Genomic DNA, 18,092 nt, shown 5'->3' with positions numbered 1-18,092 from the left:
GAATCCGGTCGATGATTTTTTTAGATACAAACAGAACAAACGTTCTGTCTGTCAATTAGTATGTGACTCAAACCATTTTTTGAGATCGGTTAAAACCTTGGTTCTATCTTCTATACGCTCGTTCATCGTTTCGTGATAAAGACCTTCGTAGATCTTCATCGATTTATCGGAAGAGCCCACAACTTCGAAGAAGGCTTCGCTTCCTGTGAAATCCGCGATGTAATCCTCTTTTCCGTGAAAGATGTAAATCGGAACCTTGATTTTTCCGGCGTTTCCGAGAATCGGTCCTTCGCTGTTCAAAAGCATATTTCCAAGGTAAGCGGAGGCCATTCCGTGAACGAGTGGATCGGTTCTATACGCTTCCACAACCGATTTATCGTGGCTGAGATGATTGATGTTTAAACCGGTCGGCATCGTCAGATTCGGTAAAAGATCCGCGATCACAGGAGCGATTCCTTTTTTGATTTTCATCACCAGATCCAATTTTACCCGGATCGGAAGCGCCGAAATGATAAGCGAATTGAGATTTCCCTGATTGGTTCCTTCTTCCGCATAAAGGGTCGAAATCGCGGCGCCCATCGAATGACCTAAGAGAGTCACTGTGGAAACTTTTTCTTTCTCTTTTGCGATCGAGATCAACTTGTCCAGATCGGAAAGAAAATCCGAAAAAGAATCCACGGTCCCTCTTTTACCTTCCGAACGACCGTGTCCTCTCGAATCGATGAGATAAAGAGCGGTTCCGGTTCCGGCGAGAGCTTCGACTAAAAATTCGTAACGTCCGCTGTGTTCTCCGATTCCGTGTTGAACCACGAGAACCCGGTTTCCTTTTCTACCTTCCTTAGGTTGGTAGGTGCGATAGAAGATCTTGGATCCTCCGCTTCCGACGAACGTATCGTCTTGTAGATTGTAAGAATTACTCCATGACATAGCGGAACGTGTTATAAACGCGAACGATCCTTTGAAAAGAGAAAAAAATTTCGTTTAGGAAAAATTCACCGGGGGAAGAAGGTTCTTTTCTGTTGTCTCATGAAGCCGAGCGATTTTCCTGGATTCATGTCTTTATACCGAACGTCTTTCGATTACGGGATTCTAATGATCTTCGTACTTTCGACTTCCTTTTTCCAAGGATGTGATCGTGTTTCGACTTCGGATAAGAATGTGTTGAAGGCGGATCTCACCCGTCTTCTCAAAAACGGCGACTTTGAATGTACGGGCGATACGAATCGGGAAATCGATCGGTTTCGATTTCACTGGAAAAAAAATCCGGGCCGTTATTCCAATCTGAGTCCGAAGGATCGATGGAAGAACGTTCAGATGACCTTGTATACGGACGAATCTTTGTATATCAACGAATCGCAGGATTCCTTATTCATTCCATCCGACCAAGAATGTATTTTAAAGACGAAGAATGTGTTTGTAGACGATCCCATTTCCGCCTCTACGTTTCAATTCTACGCGTCCGTTTTGTCGAACGGAGGCGCGGCTTCCGGAGATTTGCAGATTTATCAAGACGAACAAAAAATCTTCGAACAAGAACTCAAAGCGCAAAAGGAAGAATGGAAAAAATATTCCCTTCCCTTAGATCTTAAAACGAAAAATGAAAAGGCTTCTTCCGCTTTAAAGATCCGATGGAATTCGAAGAACGGTTCCGGTTTGTTTCTGGGCGCGCCGATTCTATTAGAAAAACAAAATACACAAAAAAAGAATGTGATTTTGATCGTGATCGACGCTCTGCGTCAGGATGCTTTGTCTTCCGCCGGTTCTCCGTTTCCAACGACTCCGGTGTTGGATTCTTTTTCCAAAGAGTCGATCGTATTTAAGAATACGGTCGCAAACGGAAATTGGACCAAGCCGTCCATGTTGTCTTTTTTTACATCCGAAATCGCATCCAATCTCGGACTTGGAAACGCGTGGTTTTATACGAGCGGACAACAAAGAAAGATATTCTATTCCAAAAAACCTCTTACGATGCCCAACGCGTTTCGGGACGAAGGCTACTTTACCGAAAGCATCATGAATAACGTTTTTCTAATGGACTACACTTCCGTTGGAGTCGACTTGGGGTTTCACAAAATCCAACAAGTGGGAAAGGATACTCTCGATACGGAAGAATTGGTCTCGAGGGCCGAACGTTTTTTTCGGGAACATGAAACCGATTTATTCTTTTTACATCTCAACTTAAACACTCCGCATTGGGGATATAGGCCGCCCGCAAAATACTTTCAGGAGTTAAAGGAAAAATCCGATCCTTCGCTTTGGAAAGAATTGGACGAATATCAACAAAAGTATTTGGGAGAGGTTCGTTATACGGACGCTCTTTTGGGAAGAATTTTCGAAGAACTCAAAAAGCGGGGACTTTACGAGGAATCTTGGATCGTGGTGACGAGCGATCACGGCGAGCTTCTCGAAAAATCGCATTACTATCATCATCATTTTATTACCGAGACGGTTTACGCGCACGGGGAAACACATTACGAAAAAGAAATACGGGTTCCTTGGATCGTTCATCCGCCTAAGTCCTATCAAAAACGCATTCAAAAAAAAGAATTCGAAGATCAGGTTTCTCTTTTGTCCTTGATGCCTACCTTGTTGGGTTTGAACGGAATCTCGTATCCGCAGGGAAAGTTAAAGGGAAACGATTATTCTTTTGCGGTTTTCGGCAAAAAAGGTCCCGAGTCGGAGCCGGTCATCTTCACCGAAGGACGTTATTCTGAATCCATTCTAACTCCCGAATTCAAATACGTAAGAAGATACCCCGGATACGATTCGGTTCGAAGAACCAGAGAAGGGGTTTCTCATAAAATGTCCGAGGAGCTCTACGATCTGAAAAAAGATCCTAAGGAACTGGAGAATCTTTCCGGTTCGGAATCCCCTTTGTTAAACGAAGCGCGCTCCGTGCTCAAACAAAATCAACTCGATAAAAACTCGTTTTATCTGCGTCTTCCCGGATGTGAAACCGCTTGTGAACGGGAGGTTCGTCTGTTCGTCAAAGGCGGAATTTATCGCTACGATTTTACCGGAAACGCGATCGTTCTGCAAGAGGATTCAAAAAACATTACATTCAAAATGTTGAATTCTTCCGATCGATCCGATCAGATTCTGGTTTTGAAAACGGTGGATTCTTCGCCGGAGTTTCGGCTTCAAATTTTAAAAAACGGAAAACCCGAAGAGTATCGTTTGGGAAAATGGGGAATTCTTTCCCGTCCGGCTTCGGAAATTTTAAGAATCGAACCGGATTACGTTTCTCTCGGACGCGAGCCGTATCGATACGCTTCTTCCGAAGTTCCGTTTTTATACTACCATGCCGGTTTTTCCGGCGGAAGGGAAAGCGAGGAAGAAGCCGCAATGGGCAAGGAAGTCCGTAAGATTTTGGAAAGTTGGGGATACATTCACCAATGATCGCGACTTTGTTTTTTGTTCGATAATTTGATTTGACTAATCAAAGTATTTTACTTTAGAATGGTTCCGTGAGCGCCGATTTAGTAAGTCAGATCCTTGAATTTTATCCGAGAATCTTTTTCGCCTGTCATACGAGACATGTGGAAGATCCGAAAACGAAACAGGTTTTGACCGCGAATCAGGCAAGCGTACTGGATCATCTGGACGGAGACGAACCCGTAAGTCTTTACGACCTTGCCTTGCATATGGGGGTTACGCCTTCCACGATGTCCATCACGGTTTCCCGTTTGGAAGTTTTGGGTTATATCGTAAAAGAAAAAAATCCAAAGGACGGACGAGGAACCTTAATTCGTTTAACAAAATCGGGAGAACGGATCAAAAGCAAAAAGTCGGTTCTGGATCCCAATCTCGTAAAGAATCTTTTAAAACGATTGAACAAGGAAGAACAGGAAGCCGCCGTAAAGGGACTCGGATTGCTCGCGTTCGCCGCCGAGATGGAGATGAAAAACAAAAGTCTTTCTCGGTCCTGGTCCCGCGGAAAATAAAGGCAGTTTTTGGAATATTCTATTTTTTGAAAGTGATCGGAGGTTAAAAATGATTGGTTCGATTTTATTGTATGCGCTCGGCTTTTTAATTCTTTTAGGGTTCGGCGTCTACGGCCTAGGGGCGTCCCTTCCCGTGGAACATTCGTCCTCTTTGGAAAGGGTTTTCAAAACATCACCGAATACGATTTACTCGATGATCCGGGATTTTAAACAATATCCGACTTGGAGACCGAACTTAAAACACATCGACGAAATTTCTCCCGCTTCTTGGAAAGAAACCGATTCGCACAAAGAGATCATGACATATTCTTTTATACGCGATCAAAAAGACGCGTTGATCGAATCCAAAATCATGGACGAGGACAAACCTTTCGGCGGCTCTTGGACCTTCGAGATCGCTTCGGTCGAAGGCGGAACCAAATTGAAAATCACCGAAAACGGAAAGGTGTTTTCACCCGTGTTTCGATTCTTTTCCAAATTCGTTTTCGGTCATACCGCAACGATGCAAACGTATTTGGATTTTATGGAAAAGGAAGTTCAGAGAAGGGAAGGGCGATAAGAATGGCGGGATATTCCGGAAAGGTTTTGGGCGATAAACTCGGTTTAAAATCGGGAATGAAAACGTATTTTAAAGGTCTTCCCGAAGACGTTCAAAAGGAACTTAAGGATCATCTCAAGGACGCGGAAGTTTCCGAAACGCTCAAAGGTTCATTCGATTATTTGCATGTGTTTACGAAAGAATCGAAGGATCTTCAAAAACAATTTCCGAAACTCGTGGAACATCTGGCCGAAAAGGGAATGATTTGGATTTCCTGGCCGAAGGGTTCTTCCAAGGTTCCCACGGACATCAACGAAAATCTCGTTCGTGAAATCGGATTAAAACTCGGAATCGTGGACGTAAAAGTATGCGCCGTCTCGGACGTCTGGTCCGGTTTGAAATTTTATAGAAGAAAAGTATAATATTCTAAAGTTGGAAAGACTGGTTTGAAACCGGGCGGCGAACGAAAACGATCCGATCGACGCCGCCCGAAAAACGGGAATTCTTCGTTTAAGCGTAGTTAGCCGTGTGTGTCAACGCGGGTCTTCTTCTTTCCTTGTTTGCGGTCATCGCTTCCAAAAGATTCGGAATCATACTCGGTTGAGATTGAAAAAGATGTCCCAGTTCCACCGGAGCCGCCTTGGCCGCTTCGATCGCCGCCTTATTCAAGGATCTTTTGGTTTCCACGGTTGCGGACGCGGGAATCCGATTGAGAACGTTGATCTTGCTGATGGATTTTTTTCTCAGTTCTTCAAGCGACGCTCCCACTTCGGTTAACAATCCGTTTTGAACCGCTTCCACAGGTTTGTAAAGGGTTCCTTCCATAGCGGCCTCGGAAACCGCGGAAGGAAGCATAACCTGTCTCATTCTAAGAATCAAAGCGTTTGTGATCGGCAAGCCTACTAACGGTTCCGCAAAGCCGATTCTTCCCTTGCCTTCCACCATATACCTATAATCGCAAGTGTAAGCGATGATCGCTCCGCCTCCGACCGCGTTACCGCCGACTTCCGCGATCAAAGGTTTCGGAAAGCTCATCAAAGATCCGAACATCGAGAAAATTCCCGCCATGATCTTTCCGATTTCCTCTTTGGAAGAACTTAGGATCGCATCGGGATCAAGGCCGACGCAAAAGTCGCCGTCGGGTCCCGCGATAATCCCCGCTCTTATATCCTGGTCTACGGTGAATTCTTTAAGAATAGAATCCATTTCGTGCATTAAGGGAAGAGTCAACGTCATCGGTCCGTCCGGAACCAATTTCATAACTCCGATTTTTGAATCTTTAGCCGTGATAATTTCTTTTGAAAGTTTCATTCGATTCCTCTTTGTGTCTCTGAACTCTTTACTTCTTCTTTACGTCTATTTGGATAGTTTCCATTCCAAAGTCGATTTTTGATAGTTTTGGATCAAACTTATTTCCTCCGACGGAGGAATTTATTGGTTTGAATTTGGAACTAATGATTCAGAGATCCAGTGGAATTTCAATGATGAATTTGGTCCCGATTCCCTCTTCGCTTTCCAAACTGATCTTACCTTTGTGAAGTTCCACGATGACTTTTACGATCGACATCCCGAGTCCGGTCGTTTGTTCCCCTTTTAAACCCTGACGTTTGGCTCTTGTAAACTGATCGAAGATCGCCGATTGAAGTCCGAAAGGAATTCCGATTCCCGTATCTTCAACGATGATTATCGCTTTTTTATTTTGAGAGTAAGAATGGATCGAAATCTCTCCGCCTTCTTTTGTGAACTTCAAGGAATTTGAAATTAGATTTTCCAAGACCCTTTGAAATTTCAAAAGTTCGACTTGAACCGGAATCGGATCCGTTTCCATTCTCGCGTAGAGTTTGATCTTCTTGCTTTCGGCTTCGGGAAGATTCTGTTTTACGAGCGATTGAATGAGGTGGTTTAAATTCGTCTTTTCGAATTTGAGTTTATAACTTTCGTTTTCCATCTCCGCGATTTGAAGAAGATCCTGAATAATGTTAAGCGACTTGTTTGCGGCTTGGGACATCATGTTGAGAAGCTCCACGTTGTTCGGATCGCTCGCTTGTTCCTTTAACAATTCGGTAAGACTTAAAATACCGCTGATCGGATTTTTGAGATCGTGCGCGACCGCGGCCAAAAGACGATCCTTACTTTTGATGACTCCGATCGATTTTTGTTCGTAGAGTTTTCTTTCGGTTATATCCCGAATGTAGATCGTCGCGCCGGAGATCGACTGTTCGTTTTTCGATTTTTGATCGTATAAATTCTCCGATAAAAAGAAGGAACGATCCTTGGGAAACGGTATCTGCATGTTTTCCGTAAAACTATAAATAGGGGACGTTAGAATTTCATAATAATTGGAAGTACCGTCCTGATTCGGAATTTCCCATTCCTTTCGGATGGAGTTTCCTGCGAACGTAGAATCGTATATTTCCTTCCAAGTCGACGATATGTCGGCTTCGAATTGTTCCAAAATATTGCTTCCGATCTTCAGATCTATTTTATAGATATTGAATATGGCTTCGTGAAACAGGTGATTCATGGTCAGGATCTTATAACTTTTATCCACGGACCAGATCGAATCCTGCGTGTTTTCTATCAATGCTCTCAGATTCTCCTCCGATTTTTCCAACTTTTCGGACAATACGACTCTATCGCTGATGTCTCGGGAAAAGATTGCGACGCCTGTTATCTCCTTATTATCCGTAATCGGATTCAAAGAAAATTCGTACGTTTTTCCATAAAGGTTGTAGTAGTGCGTGAAATGTTCGTTTTGAAGGGCTTTCGTATAAACCGTCTCAAACTGTTTTCTGATTTCGGAATCCGAAATCACTTCTTCCAAACTCATTCCGTTTTTCAGGATTTTTCCCGTATATAATTCGTAACTTTTACGCATCGGTTCGTTGAAGTAGGTGAGCTTGAAATTCTTATCCACGGACCAGATCATGTCGTTCGTGTTGTTGATGATGGAATGGATCGTGGATTTTATATTTTCCACTTCGTTTTTAAAACGGGTTTCGACGCTGATATCTCTCGTGATTCCCTCGATTCGATCAGGCTTTCCGGCTTCGTCGAATACGGTCCATGAGCGATCGCTAATATACCGGACTTCTCCGTCGGGCCGAACGATTCTGTATTCGACTTCCGAATAGGGTTTTCCCAGTTGAAAAAGGTCTTCTACTTTTCGATCCGCGAAATGTCTGTCTTCGGAATGGATCATATCGATCCAAAGATGATTGTCCGCGTAGAATTTCTCCGGTTCGACTCCGTAGATTTTTTTGGCGCCTTCGCTGACGTACAAAAGTTTCATCTCTTTGGCGTCCACGCTCCAGATCACGTCGTCCAGTGTGGCTAAAACGTTGCGGAGAAGTTCGTCCTTCTTCTTAACCTCGTGGGCCGCTTGGGCTTCCTTGGTTTTATCAGTTCCCACTCCGAGAAATCCTTGGAACTGATTTTGAGTATCCAAGACGGGATAGATCTTCCATTCGACGATCATAGGTTCGCCGGATCGATTCTTCATTTCGTAAGAATTAGTTTCTGGAACCAGCGTGTTTTTTACGTTCTTGAGAATGTCCATTACGGAATTCTTAAGTGTTTCCGGAAGAAAGTGAATCCATTGTACTGCGTAGAGTTCCTGTTTCGTTTTTCCGAACGTGTTACAGCAGGTTTGATTGATATAAGTTAAAGTGGTATCGGGCAGAAATTTGCAGATCAATATGGGGAGATGGTCCAGTATTTCGGACGATTCCGGGGAGAACACGTTCCCCGTGATGGCTGGAATTTTCGGATTCAAATTCTAATTCCCTTTAAAAGGCCTTTGTTCATTGGACGAAGAAGAACGGTTCGATCTTCAAGAATTCGCCCGTAACGAAGAAATGCGCTTAAAAGGAAAAAACATATCCGACCAGGACTTTGTCACACTTGATTCCAAAATATATCTTTTTGTCTATTATTTACCGGGGAATTGATTATTAAGCGACATCGAGATTTTATCCGAGTTCGGAAATTGAAAATCGAGAAATTTCTTGAAAATTCGGTTTAACGGAATCTCTTTTTGTGATCGGATCGGTCCATGCTGAAAAAAATTATTTCCATTTCCATCATATTCCTTTTTTGGAATCAATCGATTCTTGCGGACATAGTTTATCTAAAGGACGGAAGGGTTATCTTCGTCAAGGTTCTCAATCAAGACATGGATAAGATCAGCGTTTCGAACGATCGCGAAACCTGGGATATCGAAAAGAAAAAAATCTCGAGAGTTTCGTTCAACGAAGACGAGGAAATCTACGTTCGTACTCAGTTGAAGGAAAAGGAACGGATGAACGCAGAAATCGATTCTTTGAGAAAATCCCTTTCCGAAAAAGAAGCCTTGGAATCGAAGAAAAAAGAGGAAACGGTTAAAAGTCACGATCTTGCAAAAGGCGCTCTTTGGAGAAGCGCGCTGCTTCCGGGTTGGGGACAATTTTATAGAGAGGATAAGGAAAGAGGTTATTTCTTTTCGATCGCCGCAGGTCTTTCTTTTTTACTTTGGTTTCGATCCGATCAACAATATCAAAAAGAAGGGAAGAATTTAGAGGATGCGAACCGACTTTCGATGGTCGCGGGCGCGACCGGCGATCCGGGAATGATCGCGGGAGCATTTTTTCACGCGAACGAAATTCGAAATCAAAGATATCAAGCCGGTATCAAAGCTTCTTCCGCGTTGATTTTATTCGTTACGATTTATACGTTCAACCTCGTCGACGCTTGGTTGTTCGGAAGACCTTGGAATTTTTTTTCAAAACAACCCGAGGAAAAGAAAGAATCCATAGAACTCAACGTGACTCCGGATTCTCAACAAACACCCGCGAATCCCTCTCAACCGGAATCGCCGGATCGATCGGTTCCTATGTTGCCTCAGTCCGGATTGCCCGGAAACGGTTTGAATCGGTGGGAAGTTCAATGGAGAATCCGTTTTTAAACGAATTCTCCATTCAAAAATCTTAATGTTCTTTTTTGGTTTTTTTAGAACCTGATTTTTTTGGAAGTTCCACTTCCGCTTTTTCCTGTGCGAAGGCCCATTCTTTTTCGTAGTTGGCCTGTCCGTTGGACGAATGACTCGGTTCCACCAAGGAAGCGTTCATGTCGTATTCGGGACGGAATTTCGCTTCGATCCATTCTCTGAATCGATCGATAAACCCGAAGATGGACGGAACTACGACGAGCGTTACGACCGTGGAAAGAATCAATCCTCCGATGATCGCGATTCCCATCGCGGTTCTTGATTTTGCCGCTTCTCCGAGTCCGAGAGCGATCGGAACCGTTCCCATAATCATCGCGAGAGAAGTCATCAAAATCGGTCGAAGTCGGACGAGTCCCGCTTCGAAGATCGCGTCGTTTCGAGAAAGACCCTTTTCACGCATCGCCTGCATCGCGTAGTCCACAAGAAGAATCGAGTTCTTTGCGACAAGGCCCATGAGAAGAATCAAACCGATCATCGAAAAGAGGTTGAGCATCTCGTTGGTAAGAGCGAGTGCGAAGAACGCTCCGGAAATCGCCGGAGGAATCGCGAAAAGAATCGTAACCGGCGTGATGAAGGATTCATACAACGAAGCGAGAACGAGATAAATAAACACCAACGCCAATCCGAACGCAAGAACGATGTTCGCGAGCAGTTCTTTGAAGTCCTCGGATTGTCCTTGGAAATTGTAACGGATTCCCGGCGGCGGAGGAAGTTCCTTTTTGAGAATTTCATCCGTGATTCGAGTCGCGTCTTGAACCGCTCCTCCCGGAGCCAAGTTCGCATTAATTACGATGGTTCTCGCGCGGTCGATCCGGTTGATCCGAGAAGGTCCGGCGGTTTCCTTGCCCACGCTGATCGCGGACAACGGAATGAGTTTGTTCGCGAGGTTCGGAACCTTGGTTTGTCCGTAGGCCATTCTTAAGTTTCTTTGATCCGGACGAAGTCTCATCTTCACTTCGTATTCAATTCCCTTATCGTAAAACTTACTGACCTCGTCCCCCGCGATTTGATAACGAAGTTCCGAACCGGCGACACCGGGAAGAACTCCCACGAGTTGCATCTTCAGATTATCGAGATGAATTTGATATTCCGGTTTACCCGCTCTGTAATCCGTGTCGATGTCCGCGAGGTCGGAAAGATTTTTCAATCGTGCCACGACCTTTTTGGAATACACGTCCATCTCGGCGAGATTTTCCCCTTTGATTACGAGCTGGAACGGATATTGAATCCCGCCTCCGACCGCGCTATAATCGGATACCGCCGGTCTTGCATACGCGAACGGTTTTAAAAGATCCCGAATCTCGTCCTTGACCTGAGTCGTAGTACGTTTTCGTTTTTTAGAATTTACTAATGCAACCGCGAGAGTTCCGGCGTTCGGTTCTCCTCCGTCCGGTTTACCGATCGTAACCGCGATCATGTCCATCTCTGGAATTTTTTTCAAAACGTCGAGGACTTGATCCGCAACTTGTTTGGTTCCTTGTAAACTCGTTCCGGGCGGAAGATCCAAGGTGACCAAAAATTCTCCCTGATCGTTTGCGGGTAAGAACGTACTCTTTACGAGTTTCAAAGAAAGAATGGAGAGAATGAAAATTCCCAAAGAAGCCAAAAGAACCATACCCGGTCTTTTGAGCGCGACTTTCATGATTCTTCCGTATTGTCTTTCCAACCAAGTTTGGAATTTATCGAAAAGTTGGATCGCCTTGTTCGGTTTTTTATTGTGATCGATCTTACCGGCGAAATACGCGGAAAGCATAGGAGCGACCGCAAGACCGTCGAACAAGGAAATGAGCATCGCGAATACGACGGTCAATCCGAACTGTTTAAAGAACTGACCGACGATCCCGGAAAGAAATCCCACGGGTAAGAATACCGCGATCACCGTTAAGGAAGTTCCGATTACGGCTAACGCAACCTCGGTGGTTCCCGTTTCCGCGGCTTCGATGACTCCTTTTCCTTCCTCGAGTTTTCGGAAGATGTTTTCTCGAACCACGATCGCGTCGTCGACGAGCAATCCCACCGCCAAGGAAAGAGCCAAGAGTGTCATAACGTTGATGGTAAAACCCATCGCCCACATAAGAACGAACGCGCCGAGCATCGAGTTCGGAAGCGCAAGTCCGGTGATCACCGTGGAACGGAAGTTTCCTAAAAAGAAATAAACCGTAACAACCGCGAGAAGCATACCGATCACGATCGCTTCGGTTACGTCTTCGACGTTGTATCGAATCCATTTTGATCCGTCGCGGATCAGACGGATTTTCGGTTTACCGTCAAGGCCTTGAATTCCTTCGTTGAGTTTTCCGATTCTTTTCAGAACCTCGTCGGCGACCGCAACCGTGTTCGCACCCGATTGTTTGTAAACGTCGATAAAAAGAGCGGGTTTGGTTTCTTTGAGAACTTCCGCCGACTTCGTATTTTTGCCTTTGAAAAGATTTCCGATCTTTGTGAAGACGGAAACTTTTTCCTCGATTCCTTCGTCTTTAGAAGCCCAGAGATAACCGATGGTTTCTTCGTCTTCGGTTCCGTCTCTTACGGTTCCGAGTTGTTTGATGAGAATCGCGTTGCCCACTTCTCCGCTGAAGGAAACGATCGTGTTTTCGATCTGAGAAAGAGTTTCGTATCTACCCAGGGTTCTATAAGAAGTTTCTTTGGAACCGGCTTCGAACTTTCCGACGGGAACGTTTAAGCCCGCGGTTTTCAATCGGTTCGCAATTACGACCGTAGGCATTTGGTAGGAAATCAGTTTGTTTCGATCCAATTCGATTTGGATTTCTCTTCTTGTTCCACCGACAATCTTAACCGAACCGACGCCTTGCACCTGTTCCAATCTTGCTTTTACGGTTTCTTTCGCGAGGTCGTAGAGTTTTGCCTGATCCAATTCCGCGAAGAGTGCGAGACGAACGATCGGTTGATCGGCCGGATCGAAACGAACCACTTTCGGTTCTTTGATTCCGGTGGGAAGTTTCGGTTTTACAAGACCGACCTTGTCTCTGAATTGTTGTTCCGCGTATTTAATGTCTGTGTCGAGTGTGAACTCACCGAAAACAACGGAGACACCTTCCTGGTTTCTGGAAGAAATTTTTTTCAAACCGGAGATGGAAGAAAGTTCTTCTTCAAGAGGTTTGGAAACGAGTTCCTCGATTTCTTCCGGTCCCGCTCCGGGATAAATGGTCGTTACGGAAACGACCGGAATGTTTACGTCGGGAAAAAGATCCACTCCCATTCTTCCCAACGCTACCCAACCGGTGAGAAGCATCAGGAGAACGATACTGCAAATAAAAATAGGTCGTTTGATCGAAAGCTGGGCGATATTCATGGATTACCTCAGTGGTAACTACCAGTGAGCGCCGAGCTTCGTAAAAAAGAAATCAATATCAAATTTCCGTGAAGAAATTTTGAAATTCTCCATTAGAATTTGTTCAACCTTCGGATAGTTTGAAGGTCAATCTATTTGAAATCGTAGGAAAGAATTTAATTCTTTCTGCGATGGAGAACGTTCTCGCGACCGGAAATTTTTTATTGGTCGGAACTAGGTCGCATCAATAGATTCTACGAATCGCTTGGGAAATTCTTTGGATATTGTCTTTCGTCAGGTTCGGGTAGATCGGAATACAATGTCCTCTTTGAAACAGTCGTTCTCCGTTCGGAAAATCTGTGTTGGGAAGTTCGAGGATATGATGAATCGGTTCTTCCATCACTTTTTGGGTTCCGATTTGAAGGGAACGGAAATATCTTTCTACTTGTTCGTAACTTCCGGGTGCCAGAATTATAAAACGATTGAAAGTATCCAAGTTCGGATCTCCATACCAAGTGTGTACGGAAGTTCCCGAGATGGATTGAAGATAAACTTGTGCGATTTTTCTTTTTCTTTCTAAGATGATTCCGATTTTGGAAAGCTGTTCGATTCCGAGCGCGGCTTGATAGTCGATGAGATTGTAATCTAACTTCGGCTGTCCTTCTTTTCTTTGATACGGTTCTTTTCCGGCCTTCATCGCGCGGATTTTTTTTGCGAGAGGTTCTTGATCGGTGATGATCATCGCTCCGTTTCCGGTCGTAATCATTTGATCTACGGAAAGTCCGCAAACCGCGATGTTTCCTTGTTTACCCGGAGTGAAGGTTTCGCTTTGCGCTCCTAAAACCTCGGAAATATCTTCGATGACCGGAATTCCTTTGAAGTCGTATCGTTTTGCGTCGGCGATCGATCCGAAAGAATGATCCAGGATCACCGCTTTTATGGAAGAATCTTCCAGCGCCTTCGTAAGTCCTTCCGGGCTGATATGAAAAGAATTCTTATCCAAATCGACTACGACCGGAATCGCCTTTAAAAGAAAGATCGCGTCGAGTGCGGAAACGGGTGCGAACGTGGAAAGTGCGATCTTATCTCCCGCTTGAATGTCGAGTGCGAGCAAAGCAAGGTGATACGCGGATGTGAGATGATTGCTGGAAATCACTTGTTTGTATCGGAATGTGGAGGAGAACGCTTTTTCAAAACGTGTAGTTACATTTCCGGTGGTGAGGTGGTCTTCTACGAGGCATTCGAGAACCGTTTTTAAATCCTCTCTGGAGAGAGTGGGTTTGTGAAATTCAATGTCCGTTTTTTTCTTAGGATTCTTTTCTAGAATTTCGGTTTCGGTGTTGCTCATGTCCAATCCAACTCGGGTTCTTATAATTTTATTATGTCGCATTATGCACGAGAATTCGGTCCCGTAAAGACCTTTTCCGGCTATGGCTAGACGCAGATTGCTAGAGGGTTCAAAAAAGTACAAGAAAAATCCGGTTCAAGTAGGGAATTTTGTGGGAACTCCTTCGGGAAGATCCTGGAAGGATGGATTTTCTCGTAATTTCGGGGAAATGTAGGAACTCCTTCGTTTGCCAGAGCCGGATGATTTGTTGTGGAAAGAATTGTAGGAACTCCTGCGATTTCACACCAATCGGTTCGATCAAAACGCAAATGTAGGAACTACCACAAAAAGTTTTAGAGACAATCCGCAGTTGTCAAATTTACGGAACAAGCGCTGGACCTTTTGTTTTCGGAAAGAACGATGACAGGGACCGAACACACTGCGCTCTCTCCGGCGCTTTGCTTCACCGAACGCGTTCTAACATCGGTAAGAATAAACGTTTTAGGTGTTGCCGCCGAAACTTCGTTCTCGCTGAAGATCGAAGTTCCGACACAAGCAGTTCCGATGTAGGCGCTTAAATTCGCGATTCCTTGGTTGTCAAGATACGGCGCTGACGGAAGCCGCGATTCTGTTTTTGTTTCCTTCCATGGAAGTCAAAAGGGCAGAAAGAACGAACTATTGCCTTTTTATGGAAAAGAATTTTTAAGAATCATAGCACCGGCTTTTTAAGCGGCTTTTGGATTTGATTTACATTTGAATATTATAATATACTAAATATTTATTTCGGAATTGCGCGACCGGTTAAATGTTCGGATCAAACAAGAGGATCGAATAAAAACGGGTAAAAGCCGATCAAAACCGTAAAACCGGATTCTCGTCGTCCGGCCTTACGGTTTTCGTAATTTTAATTCTTCTTAAAAAGATTTCTCGTTCCGATCCAAATTTCGGGAAGATAAGCCCCGATCACGATCAAAACCAAACCGCCGAAGGTCCATTTCGTAATCAGAACATTCTCCGTAAAACGAGTCAGACCCACGTTCAAAATACTGACATACCAACCGATCCCGATGAGAATGAGACCGACCGTGTGAGGAATTACAAAATTCAAAATCGTATTCATTTTTATTCCTTAAAGTAAAATCTACGAATGGGGAGATTTTGCCGGAAAAGTCAAAGGATTCAAGTGGTTTTCGAGTTGATCGGAAATTCGATTCTCGGAAAGTTTCTGCTATGCTCGAAACAGAAAACTGGAACGAAGACGAAGAAGATTTTCCGATCCCCGTAAAGGAAGCCGGAAAAACGGAATCCAGACTTTCCGCGTTATTATTCAATTTATTGAGTCACCATTCTCCCTTGAGTTTTACGAAAATTCGATCCTTATTGCCGGATCATTATCAAAATCTGGAGAATCCCGATTCCGATCGGAAAAAACTTTCCAGAGACGTGGAAGAATTGGGCGAACTCGGATTTTTGGTTCGTTCCACGCAAGAAGGTTACGTTCTCGATCGAAACGTATCCAACCGAGAATTGAAACTCGAAAAGGAAGAATTGCAGGTGCTTGCAGAAACGATTCTGAAATCCTATCAGGAATCTCCGTCTTTGGAATTGTATTCCTTATCGCAAAAGTTGTTCGAAGGAAAGTTGGACGTTTATCCCGAATTGGAAATGGATTTAAAAACCCAAAAAACGTTGAGCCAAACCGCAACGAGCGAATCCGAAGAACTTCTGAAAAAATTATTGGAATCCTTAAAAACGAAATCGCCGGTTCAGTTTTTGTATTACAAAACCTTTCCCGAAGAAACGTATCGAGTTGAAGTGGATCCGATCCGATTGATCCGAAAGAATTCGGAGGATTATTATCTTCTCGCATACGATCGAAAGAAAAAAGAAAGAAGAAGATTCATCATTCCAAAAATGTCGAGAGTGGAAACGATCGCGGAAAATTCCCTTTATCAACCGCAGGGACAAAAGAGGGAGAATTCTCAGGATTGGGTTTTACATCCCACTCTTTTCCAGGTTCACGAACCGATCGAAGTGGAACTGATCTGCGATCCAGAATTCTCATACAAGGTTCGAAATTCCATATCGGAAATTCCTTATGAAGAATTTTCCCGCGACTCATTTCGGTTTAAAATCACGAATCAGGAAGGGCTTTTCCCGTTGTTGTTCGAAGCGCGGGATTCGATCCGAAACATTCTTCCGGAATCGTTGGCTCTTTCTTTCCGGAAGAACGTGGAACAGATCCTTTCGAACTACCGCGCTTCTCATTCTTGAGTTCTAAAGATTAGAATTTTCTAATACGATTGCGATTCCTTGACCTCCGCCGATACAAAGAGAGGCAACGCCGATTCTCAGGTTTTTTCGTTTGAGTTCGTAAGCTAAGGCGAGCGTAACTCTTGCGCCGCTCGCGCCGAGCGGATGTCCGATCGCGATCGCACCTCCGTTCACGTTCGTTTTATCGGGATTCAATTTTAATTCTCTCATAACCGCCAAAACCTGGGACGAATACGCTTCGTTGATCTCAAAAAGATCCACGTCTTCGATCGCAACGCCCGCGTTTTTAAGAGCCTTGGGAACCGCGAATATCGGGCCCAATCCCATCATCTTCGGATCGCATCCAATGTTCGCATAACCGAGAATTTTCGCCAAAGGTTTAGCTTGAGAATTCTTAACCCAAGACTCGGAAGCCAAAAGAATCGAAGCCGCACCGTCGTTGATTCCCGAAGCGTTTCCCGCCGTTACGGTTCCGTCTTTTAAGAACGCGGTGGGAAGATTCTTTAACTGAGGAACACATTCTTCTCCTCGGATCTGTTCGTCCCTGTTTAAGAGAAACGATTTTTTTCCCTTGGTCTGAACGGGAATCATCTCATCGGAAAAAATTCCGTTGTTCGAAGCCTTTTCGGCTCTGACCTGAGAAACGCCGGCCCATTCGTCCTGGTCCATTCTGGAAATCTTATATTCTTTCGCGATGTTTTCCGCCGTTAAACCCATCGTAAGATCGACGAAACAATCTGTAAGACTTTGAGCGAGTCTGTCTTCCGCGGTCGTATCTCCGTATTTGTTTCCCCATCTCGCGTTTTTTAAAACGAAAGGGGCGTTGCTCATCGATTCGGTTCCTCCCGCAAGAATCAGTTCGTTTTCTTTGGAAAGAATTTTCCTCGCTCCGATCAAAACGCTTTCCAAACCCGAGCCGCAAAGTCGGTTGACGGTAAGCGCACTTGAACTTTGAGAAAGCCCCGATCTAAGGGCGATATGTCTTGCGAGATACGCGGAGTCCTTATCGTCTTGAATTACGTTTCCGTAAATCGCCTCTTCGATTTCGTTCGGATCGACTCCTGTTTTGCGAATCGTTTCTTTTGCGGTGATCACTCCGAGATCGGAAGAACTGAAATCCTTCAATCCTCCTCCGAATTTTCCGAAAGGCGTTCTCGCCCCGTCGACTAAATAAACCATTGCGTTTCTCCTTTTTGTTAGTGTATATACACTATATAAATCTAATTCTTAGACGAGTTTCCGATTGAGAATTTTTTAAATTACAGGGATTCCTCGAAATCGTTTTGTAGGATCGGAAGTTTTCGTACATCGGAAAGAATCGAAAGTGTTTCTTTGAATTTCGTTTTTCCGAGCGAATCCGTAATCGAGGATTGTGCTTGTTTCCAAAGTTCGGCCGCTTCTTCCAGTTTGGATTCTCCCTTTTTCGTTAGAAAAACGGATCTTACGTTTCCGGATTCTTTCTTTTCGATTTTAACGAGCCCGTCTCGTTTCAGAATTTCCAAACTTCTTTGAAGAGTCGTTCTGTCGATGTCCGTGAGTTTGGAAAGGTCGGTGATACTACATTCTTCCTCGTGGGCGACGCTTACTAAGATCGTGAATTGTGTGATTCTAAGTCCTGCTGGCTTTAGAATAAAATCGTAATACGATGTGATCTTTCGAGCGGTTCTTCTTAAACTTACGTTTAAGCAGGATAACCCGATGACTTTCAGATTTTGATTGGAAAGTTTCACGAT

The 18,092-nt window shown here is 44.3% G+C and carries 14 protein-coding genes and 1 pseudogene; 6 read left to right on the top strand and 9 right to left on the bottom strand.

Translation table 11 applies throughout. The features are described 5' to 3' along the window. Positions 1–51: 51 nt before the first annotated feature. Entirely contained in the window at positions 52–927 is an 876-nt protein-coding gene (locus LEP1GSC052_RS14655; protein ID WP_010573506.1) for an alpha/beta hydrolase, read from the bottom strand. Between the two features lie 99 nt (positions 928–1,026). Between LEP1GSC052_RS14655 and LEP1GSC052_RS14650 the strand changes: the two genes are divergently transcribed. From LEP1GSC052_RS14650 to LEP1GSC052_RS14635, 4 genes are all read left to right on the top strand, one after another. Then, positions 1,027–3,399 carry a sulfatase family protein gene (locus LEP1GSC052_RS14650; RefSeq protein WP_020985791.1) on the top strand — a complete coding sequence of 791 codons (2,373 nt, stop codon included), beginning with the start codon at positions 1,027–1,029 and terminating at the stop codon, positions 3,397–3,399. 68 nt (positions 3,400–3,467) lie between these two features. Then, the gene (locus LEP1GSC052_RS14645; protein WP_010573507.1) at positions 3,468–3,944 is read left to right on the top strand and encodes a MarR family winged helix-turn-helix transcriptional regulator; all 477 of its coding nucleotides are present in this window, start codon (positions 3,468–3,470) and stop codon (positions 3,942–3,944) included. Positions 3,945–3,993: 49 nt separating this feature from the next. After that, on the top strand, positions 3,994–4,503 hold the full coding sequence (locus tag LEP1GSC052_RS14640) for an LIC10604 family protein (protein ID WP_010573508.1): 510 nt from the start codon (positions 3,994–3,996) through the stop codon (positions 4,501–4,503). Between the two features lie 2 nt (positions 4,504–4,505). Next, positions 4,506–4,904 carry a DUF3052 family protein gene (locus LEP1GSC052_RS14635; RefSeq protein WP_010573509.1) on the top strand — a complete coding sequence of 133 codons (399 nt, stop codon included), beginning with the start codon at positions 4,506–4,508 and terminating at the stop codon, positions 4,902–4,904. Between the two features lie 88 nt (positions 4,905–4,992). On the opposite strand, the gene LEP1GSC052_RS14630 is transcribed toward LEP1GSC052_RS14635, so the two are convergent. From LEP1GSC052_RS14630 to LEP1GSC052_RS21690, 3 genes and pseudogenes are all read right to left on the bottom strand, one after another. Next, positions 4,993–5,793, bottom strand: a complete 801-nt coding sequence (locus LEP1GSC052_RS14630; RefSeq protein WP_010573510.1) for an enoyl-CoA hydratase/isomerase family protein — start codon at positions 5,791–5,793, stop codon at positions 4,993–4,995. A gap of 148 nt (positions 5,794–5,941) precedes the next feature. Then, positions 5,942–7,096, bottom strand: a complete 1,155-nt coding sequence (locus LEP1GSC052_RS21695) for a PAS domain-containing sensor histidine kinase (protein WP_279305821.1) — start codon at positions 7,094–7,096, stop codon at positions 5,942–5,944. 9 nt (positions 7,097–7,105) lie between these two features. Continuing rightward, positions 7,106–8,224 (bottom strand): annotated as a pseudogene (locus tag LEP1GSC052_RS21690) (PAS domain-containing protein); the annotation flags it as partial. A gap of 312 nt (positions 8,225–8,536) precedes the next feature. Here LEP1GSC052_RS21690 and LEP1GSC052_RS14620 point away from each other — a divergent pair. Further along, on the top strand, positions 8,537–9,424 hold the full coding sequence (locus LEP1GSC052_RS14620) for an LA_0442/LA_0875 N-terminal domain-containing protein (protein ID WP_020985678.1): 888 nt from the start codon (positions 8,537–8,539) through the stop codon (positions 9,422–9,424). 22 nt (positions 9,425–9,446) lie between these two features. On the opposite strand, the gene LEP1GSC052_RS14615 is transcribed toward LEP1GSC052_RS14620, so the two are convergent. The 3 genes from LEP1GSC052_RS14615 to LEP1GSC052_RS14605 all read right to left on the bottom strand — a co-directional run bounded on the left by LEP1GSC052_RS14615 (position 9,447) and on the right by LEP1GSC052_RS14605 (position 15,205). Next, on the bottom strand, positions 9,447–12,779 hold the full coding sequence (locus LEP1GSC052_RS14615; protein WP_010573514.1) for an efflux RND transporter permease subunit: 3,333 nt from the start codon (positions 12,777–12,779) through the stop codon (positions 9,447–9,449). Between the two features lie 223 nt (positions 12,780–13,002). Beyond that, complete coding sequence (locus tag LEP1GSC052_RS14610) at positions 13,003–14,106, bottom strand: DegT/DnrJ/EryC1/StrS family aminotransferase (protein ID WP_040913053.1); 1,104 nt, start codon at positions 14,104–14,106, stop codon at positions 13,003–13,005. Between the two features lie 883 nt (positions 14,107–14,989). Beyond that, positions 14,990–15,205, bottom strand: a complete 216-nt coding sequence (locus tag LEP1GSC052_RS14605) for a hypothetical protein (protein ID WP_010573515.1) — start codon at positions 15,203–15,205, stop codon at positions 14,990–14,992. A 110-nt stretch (positions 15,206–15,315) separates the two neighbouring features. On the opposite strand from LEP1GSC052_RS14605, the gene LEP1GSC052_RS14600 reads away from it, so the two are divergent. Further along, on the top strand, positions 15,316–16,359 hold the full coding sequence (locus LEP1GSC052_RS14600; RefSeq protein WP_010573516.1) for a helix-turn-helix transcriptional regulator: 1,044 nt from the start codon (positions 15,316–15,318) through the stop codon (positions 16,357–16,359). Between the two features lie 3 nt (positions 16,360–16,362). Here the strand turns inward: LEP1GSC052_RS14600 and LEP1GSC052_RS14595 are convergent, their stop codons facing one another. Continuing rightward, positions 16,363–17,538, bottom strand: a complete 1,176-nt coding sequence (locus tag LEP1GSC052_RS14595) for a thiolase family protein (protein WP_020986011.1) — start codon at positions 17,536–17,538, stop codon at positions 16,363–16,365. Positions 17,539–17,618: 80 nt separating this feature from the next. Further along, positions 17,619–18,089: a MarR family winged helix-turn-helix transcriptional regulator gene (locus tag LEP1GSC052_RS14590; protein WP_010573518.1), complete on the bottom strand. Its 471-nt coding sequence runs from the start codon at positions 18,087–18,089 to the stop codon at positions 17,619–17,621. Between the last annotated feature and the right edge of the window lie 3 nt (positions 18,090–18,092).

Source organism: Leptospira kmetyi serovar Malaysia str. Bejo-Iso9 (genome assembly GCF_000243735.2).
Taxonomy (GTDB): Bacteria; Spirochaetota; Leptospiria; order Leptospirales; family Leptospiraceae; genus Leptospira; species Leptospira kmetyi.
Note: the sequence above shows the minus strand (reverse complement) of the source record. Positions and strands in the feature narration are given on the sequence as shown.